The 13808-nt window shown below is 59.8% G+C and carries 14 protein-coding genes and 2 pseudogenes; 8 read left to right on the plus strand and 8 right to left on the minus strand.

The genetic code is table 11. The features are described from left to right. Positions 1-41 precede the first annotated feature (41 nt). Both CBB91_RS05980 and CBB91_RS05985 read right to left on the minus strand, forming a co-directional pair. Complete coding sequence (locus CBB91_RS05980; protein WP_034798642.1) at positions 42-365, minus strand: heavy metal-associated domain-containing protein; 324 nt, start codon at positions 363-365, stop codon at positions 42-44. Between the two features lie 14 nt (positions 366-379). Then, positions 380-754 (minus strand): mercuric transporter MerT family protein, encoded by a 375-nt coding sequence (locus CBB91_RS05985; protein WP_034813607.1) that lies wholly within the window; start codon positions 752-754, stop codon positions 380-382. An 80-nt stretch (positions 755-834) separates the two neighbouring features. Between CBB91_RS05985 and CBB91_RS05990 the strand changes: the two genes are divergently transcribed. Further along, positions 835-1251: a helix-turn-helix domain-containing protein gene (locus CBB91_RS05990; protein WP_034798637.1), complete on the plus strand. Its 417-nt coding sequence runs from the start codon at positions 835-837 to the stop codon at positions 1249-1251. A 9-nt stretch (positions 1252-1260) separates the two neighbouring features. Here CBB91_RS05990 and CBB91_RS05995 read toward each other — a convergent pair. The 6 genes and pseudogenes from CBB91_RS05995 to CBB91_RS06020 form a co-directional block, all read right to left on the minus strand. After that, positions 1261-1667: pseudogene (locus tag CBB91_RS05995) on the minus strand (cation transporter); the annotation flags it as partial. 72 nt (positions 1668-1739) lie between these two features. Next, entirely contained in the window at positions 1740-1988 is a 249-nt protein-coding gene (locus CBB91_RS06000) for a hypothetical protein (RefSeq protein WP_034813609.1), read from the minus strand. Continuing rightward, positions 1972-5085 carry a CusA/CzcA family heavy metal efflux RND transporter gene (locus tag CBB91_RS06005; RefSeq protein WP_273012801.1) on the minus strand — a complete coding sequence of 1038 codons (3114 nt, stop codon included), beginning with the start codon at positions 5083-5085 and terminating at the stop codon, positions 1972-1974. Before CBB91_RS06005 ends, CBB91_RS06000 begins: the two co-directional genes overlap by 17 nt. A gap of 12 nt (positions 5086-5097) precedes the next feature. Further along, positions 5098-6402 (minus strand): efflux RND transporter periplasmic adaptor subunit, encoded by a 1305-nt coding sequence (locus CBB91_RS06010; RefSeq protein WP_273012803.1) that lies wholly within the window; start codon positions 6400-6402, stop codon positions 5098-5100. Beyond that, positions 6399-7694, minus strand: coding sequence for a TolC family protein (locus CBB91_RS06015; protein ID WP_273012805.1), 1296 nt, complete (start codon positions 7692-7694; stop codon positions 6399-6401). Before CBB91_RS06015 ends, CBB91_RS06010 begins: the two co-directional genes overlap by 4 nt. Before the next feature lie 506 nt (positions 7695-8200). Continuing rightward, positions 8201-8665, minus strand: a complete 465-nt coding sequence (locus tag CBB91_RS06020) for a helix-turn-helix domain-containing protein (protein WP_273012807.1) — start codon at positions 8663-8665, stop codon at positions 8201-8203. Between the two features lie 544 nt (positions 8666-9209). On the opposite strand from CBB91_RS06020, the gene CBB91_RS06025 reads away from it, so the two are divergent. The 7 genes and pseudogenes from CBB91_RS06025 to CBB91_RS06055 all read left to right on the plus strand — a co-directional run. Further along, positions 9210-9809 (plus strand): cation transporter, encoded by a 600-nt coding sequence (locus CBB91_RS06025; RefSeq protein WP_013301506.1) that lies wholly within the window; start codon positions 9210-9212, stop codon positions 9807-9809. Positions 9810-9994: 185 nt separating this feature from the next. Beyond that, the gene (locus tag CBB91_RS06030) at positions 9995-10822 is read left to right on the plus strand and encodes a DUF2285 domain-containing protein (RefSeq protein WP_273012809.1); all 828 of its coding nucleotides are present in this window, start codon (positions 9995-9997) and stop codon (positions 10820-10822) included. Between the two features lie 52 nt (positions 10823-10874). Next, positions 10875-11699, plus strand: coding sequence for a DUF2285 domain-containing protein (locus CBB91_RS06035; protein WP_273012811.1), 825 nt, complete (start codon positions 10875-10877; stop codon positions 11697-11699). Positions 11700-12226: 527 nt separating this feature from the next. After that, complete coding sequence (locus CBB91_RS06040; protein ID WP_273012813.1) at positions 12227-12790, plus strand: antirestriction protein ArdA; 564 nt, start codon at positions 12227-12229, stop codon at positions 12788-12790. A 5-nt stretch (positions 12791-12795) separates the two neighbouring features. Continuing rightward, entirely contained in the window at positions 12796-12990 is a 195-nt protein-coding gene (locus CBB91_RS06045) for a hypothetical protein (protein WP_273012815.1), read from the plus strand. Further along, positions 12987-13460 (plus strand): hypothetical protein, encoded by a 474-nt coding sequence (locus CBB91_RS06050; RefSeq protein WP_273012817.1) that lies wholly within the window; start codon positions 12987-12989, stop codon positions 13458-13460. The genes CBB91_RS06045 and CBB91_RS06050 overlap by 4 nt, the downstream gene beginning before the upstream one ends. After that, positions 13457-13808, plus strand: a pseudogene (locus CBB91_RS06055) (partitioning protein); the annotation flags it as partial. The gene CBB91_RS06050 and the pseudogene CBB91_RS06055, both read left to right, overlap by 4 nt.

Here is a 13808-nt window from a genome sequence, read left to right on the forward strand (position 1 = left end):
ACTGGCAGGTGCCTCATCAGGATATTCCAGATGCTGCGTGTTCAACCGTCCGTAACGCTTGCCGGGTATCCTACATCGGTTGAAGCCGCAGCGATCAGCTCAGGCGTTGTCGCCGCCGTATCGTAAACCACTTCTGCGGTCCTGGCCGCATAATCGATATCGACAGATTTAACGCCCTCGACACGCATCATCGCTTTCCTGACAGCAATCGGACATGTCGCGCAGGTCATGTTTCCGATCGTAAAACGGGCTGTCGCCTGTTCGACCTCCACCGAGGCATCCGGAGCATTCTGCGCGCCGGCGACTGCGAGCCCCCCCGCGAGTGCCAGACCTGCCAGTCCGGCGATCATCCATGTGCGTTTCATACTTGTCTCCCTGGCTAGTAAAATAACGGTGCCCATACATCGATGGTCAAGGCCGCCAGCACGACAAGCGCGCCGCTCCACAGGGCGACCTGCTTGACGACTGACGACTGCAAACGGGCGCAATAGCTACCATCCTCGCAGACACTGGTTTTTCGAAAATAGACATCCCAGAACCCAGCCGCGAGAAATCCGATCGCGACCAGAAGAAAAAGGGGCTTGTAGGGTTCCAGCGCCGTCAACTGGCCAATCCACGCTCCGGAAACACCGAGACTGATCAGCACAAGCGGCACGATGCAGCAGGATGATGCAAGGAATGCCCCCAGCATGCCACCGGCAACAAGCCACCTTGAGCGACGCTCATTTGCTGGGCTGTTTTCCGTACCTGCCATGACCAGCTGTTCCCATTGCTTTATTGATCATGATCACGTTACGCTCTGTAGTTGGTACAGACACAAGCGGGTATTTCATCATGGCCATCACATCGCCGCGAGCAGCACTCAAACGGGCTGAACTGGCCGGGCGGCTCGGCTGCAATCTTGAAACGATCCGCTATTATGAAAAGATCGAATTGCTGCCCGAACCAGCCCGCACGGCAAGTGGCCACCGGCTGTATTCGAATGAAGATCAGGTACGACTGCGTTTCATATTGCGAGCCCGCAGCCTCGGCTTCTCCGTGGAAGATGTACGCTCGCTACTTGGCATCAATGATGGCAGGCCGAGCTGCGCGGAGGTCAGGGCGCTGGCAGAAGCACATCGGGGCGATATCCGTAAACGCATCGCCGATCTGAAGCAGATGGATCGACGGCTCGGCGAGATCATGGCTGGTTGCACCGGCGCTGAAACACCCGATTGCGCACTCACCGACAAACTGTTCGAAGATAGCTGACAAAAGGGGCTCCTGCATCTGCCGGAGATGCAAATGATGGACATCCACGACACCATCACCGCTCCGCATCGCCTCAATGACGGTACCGATGTCAATGTCCGGCGGACTGCCTAGCCACAACATGTGGATCGGCCCGCCGATTTCGCGGAACGACAGGCAGAGAATGTTACCGCGATACCGATCGTCACGAACGGATCGAACAGTATTCAGTCATAGATGAGGATGAGCGCGTCGCCCGCAACCACGGCTACAGATGCGAGTGCGTCGGACAGATTGTGAAGGAGGAGCGCCCGGATATTCACGCTCCCATTCTGCACCGAATAGATCAGGAGGGCTGTAAGCTCTGCAATGACCAGCGCAACACCGCCAAGAATAACGATCGTCCAGCCACCAACGGCGGGCGGATCAGTGATCCGTATGACAGTCTTATTGACCAGATGGCAATGGAGACCCGACGATCATCGCTCGCGGGATCAAGATCGTCATGATCATGTGCGTGGCTCAGGATCGGCCTCCTCTTCCAGCACCTTGCGCTTGCACTCGAGATACGCGCGTCGCCGCGCGTGTACCGCGTTTTTTACGCGGCTCTTTGGTGGTATCAGGCCGCATTCCTCCTGCACCTTGGCCGCCTGCTCACTTGAAAGGGCCCCCATCACGTTGTCGAGACTCTCGCAGCCGGCCAGGGCTGCGAGAGAAACGGACATGACCGCGAAGCGAAGTTCACGATGGATGAACATGCTCGGCCTCCAACAAGGAATGGTGCGCGTCGGGCTTTGGTGCGAACCAGCGGTGAAGGGCGGGTAGCACCAGCAAAGTTAGCACGGTCGAGGAGACCAGCCCGCCCATGACCACCGTGGCCAGTGGCCGCTGCACTTCAGCACCGACACCACTTGCGAAGAGCAGCGGCGCAAGGCCGAGCGCCGTCGTAAGGGCGGTCATCAGCACAGGACGTGCCCGCAAGCCTGCCGCCTCGACGGCAAGTTCATCGCGACCACGGCCCTCCCTGGCAAAATCATCCATGAAACTGACCAGCACCATGCCATTGCCGAGCGCGATACCGAACAGGGCAATAAAGCCGACCGTCGCAGGCACCGAGATCGGCAGGCCTGCAATCCAGAGCGCCATCGCCCCGCCGGTCAGCGCCAGCGGAATGTTGAGCAGGATCAGGATGGCCGATTTCATGCGCCCGAACGTCAATAGCAGGATCAGGAATACGATACCGAGCGTGATCGGGATCACGACCGCGAACCGCGCATTCGCTTCCTGCTGGAGTTCGAACTGTCCGCCCCATTCGACGCGATAACCAGCCGGCAGGTCGAGCTGGCTGGCGACCGATTGCTGCGCATCAGCGACATAGCTGCCAATATCGCGTCCTCTCACATTGAGCTGAACGGTGATGAATCGCTCACCATTCTCGCGCGTGATCTGACGTGGACCGACAATCTCCCTGATGTTTGCCACGCTTTCGAGTGGAACCCGTGCGCCGCTGGACGATTCCAGAATAATCCGTCCGATGGCCGCGGGCGTGTTGCGGTCCTCTTCGGCATAGCGCACGATGACGGGAAACTGGCGCACTCCCTCAAAAACGGCACCAGCCTCTGCCCCGCCGACGCCGGAACGCAAGGCATCGAGCGCCTCCTCCACGCTCAGTCCATACCGGCCGAGCGCAGGACGGTTGAGCGAGACCACAAGCTGCGGCGCGCCGGTGATCTGATCGGCCTGGACGTCGGTCGCCCCAGGAATTTCCTGAAGAATGGACTGCAAGTCCTGCGAGCCTTCGAGCAGGACCTCCGTATCCGGACCGAAGATCTTGACCGCCAGCTGCGCCTTTGTGCCGGTCAGGAGCTCATCAACCGACATGGCGATTGGCTGGCCGACATTAACCCTGACGCCTGGAAAGCCGCCGAGATTCTCGGAGATCGACGCCCGGAGTTCATCCGGGCTGATGCCATTGCGCCATTCGCTTCGGGGTTTGAGCGCCACGAAGGCCTCGATNCTGTTCACCGGGTCGGCATGCGCGCCGACTTCCCCACGGCCGATCCGGCTGACAATGGAACTGATCTCGGGGAAGGCTTCAAGCAGTCTTGTCTCGATGCGGGTCGACGTTTCCTTTGCTTCGGTTAGCGAGATGGACGGCGCCATCGTCACACGCAACAGGACATCGCCTTCCTCCAGCGCAGGCGTGAACTCCGAGCCAAGGCGTGTCGCTGAGAGGCCCCCAACCAGAAGCAGGACGCCTGCTAGCCCGACCGCCGCGAGACGTCGCCGGACGAAGAAGGCCGCAAGCGGCTTGATCAGCGAAACAAGCCGGCTGTCGCTCTCCTGGCTATTGCTCTTGGGCGGACGCATGAGGCCGAGCGCCATCGCCGGAGCGATGAGCGCGGCATAGATCAGCGACCCTGTCATGGCGAGCGCGGCAGAAGCGGCGAGCGGCCGAAACGTCTTGCCTTCAGTGCCCTGTAGCGAAAAGAGCGGCAGGAAGACAATGATCACCACGAGGACGGCAGCAATCAGCGGCGCGATCACTTCGGCGCTCGCTCGCGCGACCGTCGTGCGGCTATCTTCACCCTCGCGTCGTTCGCGCAAGCCGCGATCCACGTTCTCGGCGATGACGATGGCGCCGTCGACCATCATCCCGATGGCGATCGCCACCCCGCCCAGCGTCATCAGATTGGCCCCGATGCCGAGGAATTTCATCGCGATGAAGGCAAAGCCGACCGAGAAGGGTATGGCCATGACAACCACGAGGCTTGGACGCCAGCCGCCGAGGAACAGGAAGACGATGACGGCGACCAGGAGCGCGCCCTGCCAGAGCGCGGTCGTCACGGTCGCAGCCGCCTTTTTCACCAGCGTGCCCTGATCATAATACGGAACGGCTTTGACGCCATCCGGAAGCGACTGGTTGATCTCGTCGAAGCGCGCTTGCGCGTTCTCGATCACCTCAGACGTGTTTGTGCCATAAAGTTTCAGGACGAGACCGGCGACGGTCTCCCCTTCGCCATTGGCAGTTGCGAGCCCCTGCCGGACGCCGCCGCCGATGGCGACTTCACCGAGGTCGTTGACGCGGACGGTTCGTCCATCCACGGTCTTGACCGGCGTTTCACGCAGATCATCGAGAGATCGAGCGAGCCCGACCCCGCGCACCGTGTACTGTTCGGCGCCAATTTCGATGAATTGCGCGCCGGCCGTCCGATTGGCGCTCTCCAGGGCGGCAATCACCTCGCCGACGCTGAGGTCATAGGATGTCAGCTGATCGGGATCGAGGCGGACCTGGTACTGCTTCTCGAAACCCCCTAGTGACAGAACCTCCGTCACCCCTTCAACCGACTGGAGCGGATACTTGATCATCCAGTCGGCAATCTCGCGCAGCTCAACCAGCGACCGCTCGCCGGTCTCATCGACGAGCCGATAGTACATGATGATACCAAGGCCGGTCGAAATCGGCCCCATCTTGGGTGTGCCGAAACCGTCGGGAATGGCGTCGGCGGCCTCGCCGAGGCGCTCACCGACGACCTGGCGGGCAAANTAGACGTCCGTGCCGTCCTCGAAATAGATATTGATGACAGACAGGCCAAAATTGGATGTCGAGCGGATCTCGTCGACCTTGGGGAGGCCGGACATGGCCGTCTCGATCGGATAGGTGACATAGCGTTCGACCTCTTCGGGCGACAGGCCTTCAGTTTCGGTGAAGACTTGGACCAGAGAAGGTGAGGGATCGGGAAAAGCGTCGACAGGCAGGCTGCGAAAGGCAAACAGNCCCCCGATCGANAGGGCGAGTGCGGCAATGGCGGCAAGCAGCCGGCCACCCGCAAGGCGGTGCATCAAATTGATCATTTTGCGGGTCTCCTAGTGTGCGTGGCCGTCGCCGAAAGCGTCTTTTTCAAGCTGCGCTTTCAGGGTGAAGGCGCCCTCGGCAACGAATGCTTCGTCGGCCTCGAGCCCGGAAATGATCTCGGTATAGCTGCCTGCACTCTCTCCTGTCCGGACCTCGCGCGGTTCGAACCCGTCATCCGTCGGGACGAAGACCGACATCCTGTCTTCAACACTGACAATCGCATCGGAGGGAACGCGCACGACGGGGCGCCCCTCTCCCGTGTCGATCCGCGCCGTTACGAACTGACCGGGCTTCAGCCTGTGTTCGGCATTGTCGACAATGACCCGCGCGGTCGCGGTGCGGGATGCCTCACTGATGACAGGCAGGACATTTGAAATTGTCCCTTCGGCCAGGACGCGGCCATCTTCCTGCTGGAATGTCACAGTCTGGCCTTCGCTGACCTTGCCGAGATCTTCCTTGTAGACGGCGATGTCGGCCCAGACGACGCTATCATCGATGATGACAAAGATGGGCGCGCCGCCAGCCGATACGGTTTCTCCAAGAGAAACGCTCCGCTGAATCACCTCTCCGGCAAGGGGAGCCGTCACATAGGCTTGTGCAAGCGACCCATCCGCAGCCTCATTAAGCTTGTCCAGTGTGCCATGACCAATGCCGATCGCATGAAGCCTGTTTTCAGCAGCTTCCCGGCCGGCATTGGCTGCGGCGAATGCCGCACGCGCCGACTGCAGATCGGCCTCGGCGGTGATTTTCTGCTCCCAGAGGTTTTCCTCACGCTCAAGCTCGGCTTGCGCGAGGCGCTCGGCGCTCAGGGCATTCAGATAATCGGCCTTTANGCCGGCGAGTTCACGACTGGTCAGCCGGGCAAGCGTGGCGCCGGCTTTCACGATATCGCCTTCGCCTGCATAAAGTTGGGCAACGGTGCCCTCGACCTGTGGCGAGACCCTTGCGACACGGTCCGCATCGAAACGGATCTCGGCCGGCAGTTCCAGCTGGCCCGAAACCGCTCCGGTNTGGGCTCGCCCGGTCCGGATACCGGCAGCTTCCGCCTCCTCGGCGGTCAGCTCGACATGATCGCCGCCTTCACCTTCGTGTTCGGTATGACCGCCTCCTTCTTCATGTCCCTCATGATCGTCGCCATCGGCCTCATCATGGCTTTCATGCTCCTCATCACTACCGTCTTCGTGGTCGTCATGGCCATCTTCGGCTTGTGGGGGCGTCCGGTTTGCACCAGACGAATCGGAGGCGTCACTGCCGCAAGCACNAAGATACAAAAGCGCTGGCGAAAGCAGCGCCGCATAGAATAAATTCAGTTTCATTGGATCTCTCCTTCGAACGGCGCGGCGCCAATCAGCGCACGCAACCGCAGCGTGTATGTCTGGAGCGCCAGCCGGGCATNGATTACGGCGGCGCGGGTTTCAATCAGACTGCGCCGCGCGTCGAGCGTGGCGGTCAGGTCGAACTTGCCAACCCGGTAGCCCTCTGCCGCAGCTGTATAGGCTTCTTCTGCGAGCGGCAGCGCTTCGCCCTCGAGACGCTGCAAGCGAGACTTCGCAGCCCGCACCTGCGCGGCGAGGCTCGCTTGCTCGGCCCGCAACCTTGCCTCAACAGTCTGTGCTGATAGCTCGGCACTCTGGGTACGTAATCCCGCCGCCCGCGTTGCGTCCTGATTGCGGTCAAAGACCGGCAAAGGAACACTGACACCCGCCAGAAACGCGCTATCGCCCGTGTCCTCAAATCTTCGGACACCAGCCGATACGGTTATATCAGGCCATGCGCCGGCGCGGGCCCGGTCCGTCGCCGCGCTACGAGCCGTCGCTCCGGCCTTAGCCGCCGCAAGTGACGGATGAACGCCAGAATCTGGTTGAGCCGACCCACCCGCCGGATCTGTTACGATTTCCGCAGTGCCAGACAAGACAAAGTCGATCTCTGGACTACCCCAAACGGACGCAAGCGCTAGCCCTTTGGCTTCGACCTGGCCCCGCGCACCATCCGCAACCGCCTGAAGCGCTGCTGCTTCAGCCCGCGCGCGCAGCAACTCAGGCGGAGCCGACGCTCCAGCGTCCACGCGGCGCTGGACGACGCCGGAGAACTCGGATGCGAGATCGGCTGAGGCCTGAGCGACCTCGGCCATGTCGTAAGCGGCACGAAGTTCCAGATAGAGTTCCCCTGCGAGTTTCTGAGCTTCNAGGCTTCGTACAGAACATTCGGCACTCGCCAATGCGGCTTCAGCTCTGGCGGCCCGCTCGGAAAGTCTTCGTTTATCGCCAAGCTGTAAGGTCTGCGCCACTACCAGGGTCGTCTCGTAGGCATTGAAGCCTTCAAGCGATCCGCTGCCGGCAAAGTTCTCGGTTTCGACAGACAGAGATGGATTAAGCCAACGGCTCGCCTGATCGGCGTCGGCCGATGAAGCTTTCGCCTCGAGAGCCGCCGTCAGAACTTCAGGCGAAGCATTGGCGGCGCGAGCAATAGCCGCGTCGAGCGTCAGTGGTCGGGATTGATCATAGTCAGTCGCGCCGACATAGACAGAACTACACCCTTGCGCATAGGCCGTACCGGCCATGACCGGCAGGGCGAGCGCGGTGATCGCGCTGCATATAAGAATTTTCATTTTTGCTGGTTTCCTCGTCCAGATTCAACGACAGCGAGGCCGTAGCCACGCAAAATATTCCTGTGTCGTTGGTCTAGGCGCGAGGAGGACGGTAAAGACCGTCTGGGCGGAGGTTCTCGAGAAAAGAACCGCCAGGCAACAAATGTTTTGTCTGCACGACAGACTTCGGAGCGCCGCTTAGATCGCCGCCGCCTATCAGATGGAAATGACAGCTTCCGCACTGATGCGCGGTATGGTCATGACCTTCATGCGATGGCTCCTTATCAGGGGCATCTTGGGCCAGCTCACTCGTAGAACATTCCTCTGCGGCCTGATCGCCCGGATGCATGATATCCGCCGCAGCCGTCATCGGCGCAATAACAAAAGCTATCGCCATCACCATGACGAGCAACCTTCGTAAACACGTTATGACTTGGAACGGAAACATGATTGCTGGGCTAGCTACTTTCTTTTATGATCGGGTAAACAGGCTCACTCTCTTTTTAGCACCTCCAGTCACTGGAGGGTCAAGCGCCTTTTGACGGAAGCCCTGCAAGCACCTCGGCGCCATCATGCTGTTCGTGCAAGCAATTCTCGTGCTGGCCAAGGGCAGCGAGTACAGAGCAGGTCCCGATCTTGCCGCCTTCGCAGGCGCGGATCATGCGCTTGAGCTCGGCCTCGAGCGCCTNCAATTGGGTCAGCCTGCGGCGAACCTCGTCAAGCTGGCGACGTGCAATCTGGTCAACCAGGACGCACTCCCTGCCTGGCTCTACCTGCAGCGAAATCAGTTCCCTTACCGCTGAGACGGGAAACCCCAGATCCCTTGCATGACGTATAAAACGGAGACGCTCTACAGAGGCCCCTGCGTACAACCGCTGTCCGCTTGCGCTGCGTTGCGGCTCGTCGAGCAGGCCAATGGATTCATAATAGCGGATTGTCGTGACTTTTACGGNCGTCGCCCCTGACAGTTTTCCGATCGTCATCAAGGCCATGATAGCGCCCCTTGCCCCTCTAGTTACTGTAGACTGCAGGAAATAACCCTGACGGCTGAAAACACAAGCGCAGGAGGCAACATGAGTGGTGATACGACAATCCAGATACTCGGCATTGCCACAGGTGGCGCAGTTGCTGTGATTCCTATTTGGTCTGCAGCCTTCCCCGCGCAGAGAATTTGGCTCCCGCAGCGTTATTCGCGTTTCGTGGCACCAATCATCTGGAAGGGTACGATCACGAATTTCGGAGCGGCGCTGTCGATTGGGGCTTCAGGTAGGGNAACCGCTCCCGTACCCTGCTGGGCGATATTCGGCCTCGGGTTTGCCCCTCTCATCATCGCGAATATGGTGGTTTGGCGCGCAGATTTCCGGTTCGGTTTCGACGAGACACCAGGAGCCAAGGGCACACTTGCCACCNCAGGGCCCTACCGCTACTCCAGCTATCCTCAATACGCTCGCAATACNAAGCTTTCTAACGGAGACGCTTCGATAAAATTCTTACGGTGCATCTCCCCTCACNGACAACGCATGGTAAAATCATAGGATGGGTAGCGAAGACTTGAAAATCGAGACGTCAGACGAGCGCCGAACTCTTCAAATCGTACTATGGCTAAACATACTCATAGCCATTGGCTTTTTTGTCACAGGCTGGTTCGGCGACTCCAATGCCCTCCTGGCGAACGGGCTGGATAATTCCTCGGACGCGATTGTGTATGGCTTGAGCCTGCTTGCACTTACACGTTCGCAGATCTGGAAACGCAACGCCGCTCGACTGTCAGGTGGAATGCTTCTTGTATTTGCCGTCGGCGTCGCCGGCGACGCAATCCGTCGATACTTTGAAGGATCTGAACCCCTCGGTCTCATCATGCTGGCAATGGCCGCGATTGCAGGTGTTGTAAATCTGATCTGTCTCTGGCTTTTGAAAAAAATAGAAAAGAAGGATGTAAACCTGCGAGCCGCTACAACATTTAGTTTCAATGACTTCATCTCGAATGGGGGGATCATTCTCGCGGGCGTAATCGTACTGTGGACTGGGTCCAACTGGCCAGATCTGCTTGTCGGATTGGGAGTCGCGGCGATTGCGGTATATGGTGGAATCGATATTCTGCGCGATGCGCATGCTGATAAGCATCAGTCAGGATGATGCCCCAAACCCGGAATGAAACAAGTGCGTAAAATTCTCAAAATGGTGCGCGCGCAGCGTCACTGGGCCTCGCATGATGGGTTCCCAAGCGTTACCGTAACAAATATTTACTCGATCAACTTTCTATTCCGGCATTGAATTTGCTTTCCCTGTTGAGTTGAATATCTCTTGGGAAACGAGGACAAATGTCCCGGCTGGCAGATCATATAAGTGCTTATGACTACACATGGTTGTTGTCAGACAGCAGATGGGCCTGGGAGTTCCTGCGCCGAAACCGCCGGTTTCTTGAGGACTCGTCGCTTCCTTCCGCGAGTGAGCTTAGTTTCGCTCCCGCCTGCCATCAGATCACCCTCGTGCGCCCTAGAGCCCCTCAGGCGCTTGCTGAGCGATGGGGGCTCGCCTTCTTCCCGGATCCAGAGGATAGCGGCCTTGAAGCCGACGCGTTCTGGTCGGGAGGTCTCTATCCGAGGCGGGTTCACATGCAAGTTTCTCCGAGTGGTCCTAATGAATCCTGTGAATTCTATGATCGCACTGTTGGCATCTGCAGGATAACGCACTTCACCGACCTCGCCGGCCGCGAACAATTTCTTCTCAAGGGAAATGGCTGCGTCATTCAGGTATTCTGCACGGGCATGTCACTTCTGGCCCGCGAACCTGTCAAGCTCAGCTTCATCATCGACAGTCTCGACGAATTCCAGGCCAAGCTGAAAACGCTCCAGCGCGCCCAGCGTGTCTATGACCCGCAAGCAGAGGCGGATATCCCGGAATGGACTCGCCATTCCTTGGCCCTTCGCAATGCACTGGTCGCACTCGATTGTCATGATGCCCAACTCTCATATTTTGAGACGGCGCGGTTTATATATGGCGAAGAACGGGCCCGCGAAGCCTGGGACAGCCCAAGCCGAGCGATGAAAGACGAGATGAGACGTGCCCTTGCCCGCGGCCGTGACCTGCGGGACGGCGGTTATGCAACGCTTCTCGGACCCGTCGAAAACGCGCTTCTTTTAGCCTGAAGTAGAATTTTGGCACCTCTTTTGCAGCACCCGCTTGTGAAGGAGGCACCTGATGAGTCCCGCCGACACACCCTCGGTCCGTATTGATCTGGATGACTACGCCTATACTTGCCGACTCTCCAGAAGTCGCTGGGCTTGGGAATTTCTTCGGCGAAATAGCGAATTCAGGCAAGCCGCCCTGCGGGCTGGCGACTCACAGATATCTGAAAAGCCAGCCTGTCATGGCATCCGGCTGCTCCGGCCGCTATGCGACCAGATCGACGCTGAGAAATTCGGCTTGGTTTTCTTTCCCGACATAGACGCGAATGGCTATGAGGCCGACGTCTTCTGGATCCCTGCCCTCTATGCTCGCGCCCTGACCATGCAGGTCGTACCGCGTCATCCGAGCGAGCGCGACGATATTTTCGATCAGACGATCAATGTGTGTGAAGTCACCCACCTCACAGATCGCGTCGGCCGGGAATACCTGATGATCCGTGGGCACGGCCACAGCATCCAGGTCGCTTGTTCTGGTCTGTCACTACTCAGCGTCGAACCCGTCCGCATGAAACTGATCATCGATAATGTGTCGAGCATGGACGAAACACTTAAAGTCATCGGCAAGGCTCAGCGTATTCTTGGCAAGGACGATCCGAGTTTCAACGACACCTGGACACGCTCATCGCTTGCGTTTCGCAATGCGCTCATTGCGCTCGATGCGTATGAGACCGGTCTAACTTATTTTGAAACCGCTGCCATCATCTATGGCGAGGATCGCGCCACCGAAGCCTGGCAGAGCCCCAGCCGGGCCATGAAAGACGAAATGCGCCGCGCCCTCGTGCGAGGACGTGAACTCCGGGATGGCGGATACAGGGACCTCCTGACTGCACAGACCTGAGCAGATCCAATTTGGCATCAGACCTTGATCCGGCGATCACCCCTCGCTGACGCGAGGGGGCTGTTTCGCGGGCGGCACGCCGCCAGCGGCCCGGCTCGTCTCCGGACCTCTGGCCTGCCCTTCCGGGCAGCCCAGCGGCATGCGGGTGTCTCGCCGGTGATCGCGCCAGCCTGCGCTTCCCACTGCAATGCAGAGGGGTCACAGGCTGCGTGGCCTTTGAAAGCGGACCTATGACGTTTTCGATGATCGTCTGACGGTGAAAGCTGAAGCGCATTGCAGCCTGGTCCGCATCGGTCTTCCTGGCGTCCATGACAATCTCCCTCTCAGACGGAGGTGGGCGAACGACCGGTCTGCCCGGACCCGCCGCTTGCGCAAGGCGCCGGGACTGAAGGTGTCTGGAAGCGGTCGCAGCGTCCTACCTTTCCGCCTTGCCCAACCGGCTAATGGGTCCGGCCTGCCGGCCTTCTCGCCGCCCACCCCCGCCTGATGCGGGAGGGACATTTGGGCGGGGAGACGAGACTGACGCCATGACCACACCGCAACCTTCAGCCCCCCTTGCGGCAGACGCTGCACCCACACCTGAAACCCGCCCCCGTATCTATGTGGCCTGTCTTGCCGCCTACAATAATGGCTGCCTGCACGGGCGCTGGATCGACGCGACGACGCCTGATGAGGTGATGGCCGAGGTCTGCGCTATGTTGGCGGCGTCGCCGCTGCCCGATGCCGAAGAATGGGCAATCCATGACTATGAAGGCTTCGAAGGCGCGCACCTGTCGGAATATGAGAGCTTCGAGACGGTCTGCAATCTGGCCGACTTCGTTGCCGAACATGGCAGGCTCGGCGCGCTGGTCCATCGCCATTTTGGCGACGACCTTGAGCAGGCCGAAGCGTCCTTCGACGATTATGCAGGCACCTATGCGAGCCGGGCAGACTTCGCCGAGGACCTGCACCGCGACACCGGCACCGAAATTCCCGCAGCCCTCGAATACTATATCGACTGGTCGGCGCTCGCCCGCGACATGGAGCTGGGTGGCGACATCATGGTGTTCGAGACAGGGTTCGAAGACGTTCACGTCTTCTGGACGCGATGAGCGCCATGGCGAGATTTCAGGCAAGACCGCGCGAAGATGGCCGTGGCCCCTATCGCTGGGCGCATGTCGTGAAGACCCCGCAAGGGTTCGCGCAGGGCACGATCTATCACCAGTCCGGTGACGAGTTCGACGAGGCAGAGGCGCGCGAGCTGCGCGCACTCTGCGACCGGATGGGATTCGAGCTTCGGAGGGCGTCATGAGCTTTACCGAGCACTTCGATGCCTACGCCTGCGAAGGCGATGCGATCAGTTGCGAGGCAAAGGGCTTCATTGTCACGGCCCGGATTGTTGCCGATAACTGCCTCGATGCGCCGGACCAGCGGCAGGATGGGTTCTGGCCGTCGCTCTACAAGGATGCGCCCGGCTTCATCGGGCCGGGCAACAGCTTCCGCCAGCGCTTCGCCGAGGCGCAGGCCAAGGCGGAAGCCGTCATGGAAGCATGGCGCAAGAGCGAGTGGTTCTATTGCGGGATCGTGCTTTCGGTCGAGCGCGACGGCATTGAACTGGACCGTCATGCCGCCAGCCTCTGGGGCGTCGAATGCAACTATCCCGGCACGGATAACAGCTATCTCACCACGGTTGCGAACGAGCTGCTGCCGGAGGCGCTGGACGCAGGGCGTGCCGCAGCCTCGCGGCTTGCGGCGACCGTGACAGGCTGGGCCGCGACATGAGCGCGGCCCGCACCCTCACTGAATTGCTCGGCCCACGGCCCCGTATGACGCTTGTCGTTGCCGAGGCCCAGGTCGCCGAAATCTGGGTCGAGGGCCGCGCGCCGCTGATCACGATCCGCGATTATGACTGGGGCGAGACCGACCCCCAACCAAGCCGGGACGCGGACGGCTTTCCCTTCACCAAGATCAACTGGAGAGGCCCCGCGTGGGCGCTGGGTCTCTCGCTTTACCCGCCAGAAAAGGAGACCTCCATGGCACAGCCCGACCTCAAACACATCCCGCTCGACGAGCTTCGGATTTCCAAACTCAATATGCGGCATGGGCGCAAGAAGCCGGACGTATCCGACA

The sequence above is a fragment of the Hyphomonas sp. TMED31 genome (assembly GCF_002172815.1).
Classification (GTDB): domain Bacteria; phylum Pseudomonadota; class Alphaproteobacteria; order Caulobacterales; family Hyphomonadaceae; genus Hyphomonas; species Hyphomonas atlantica.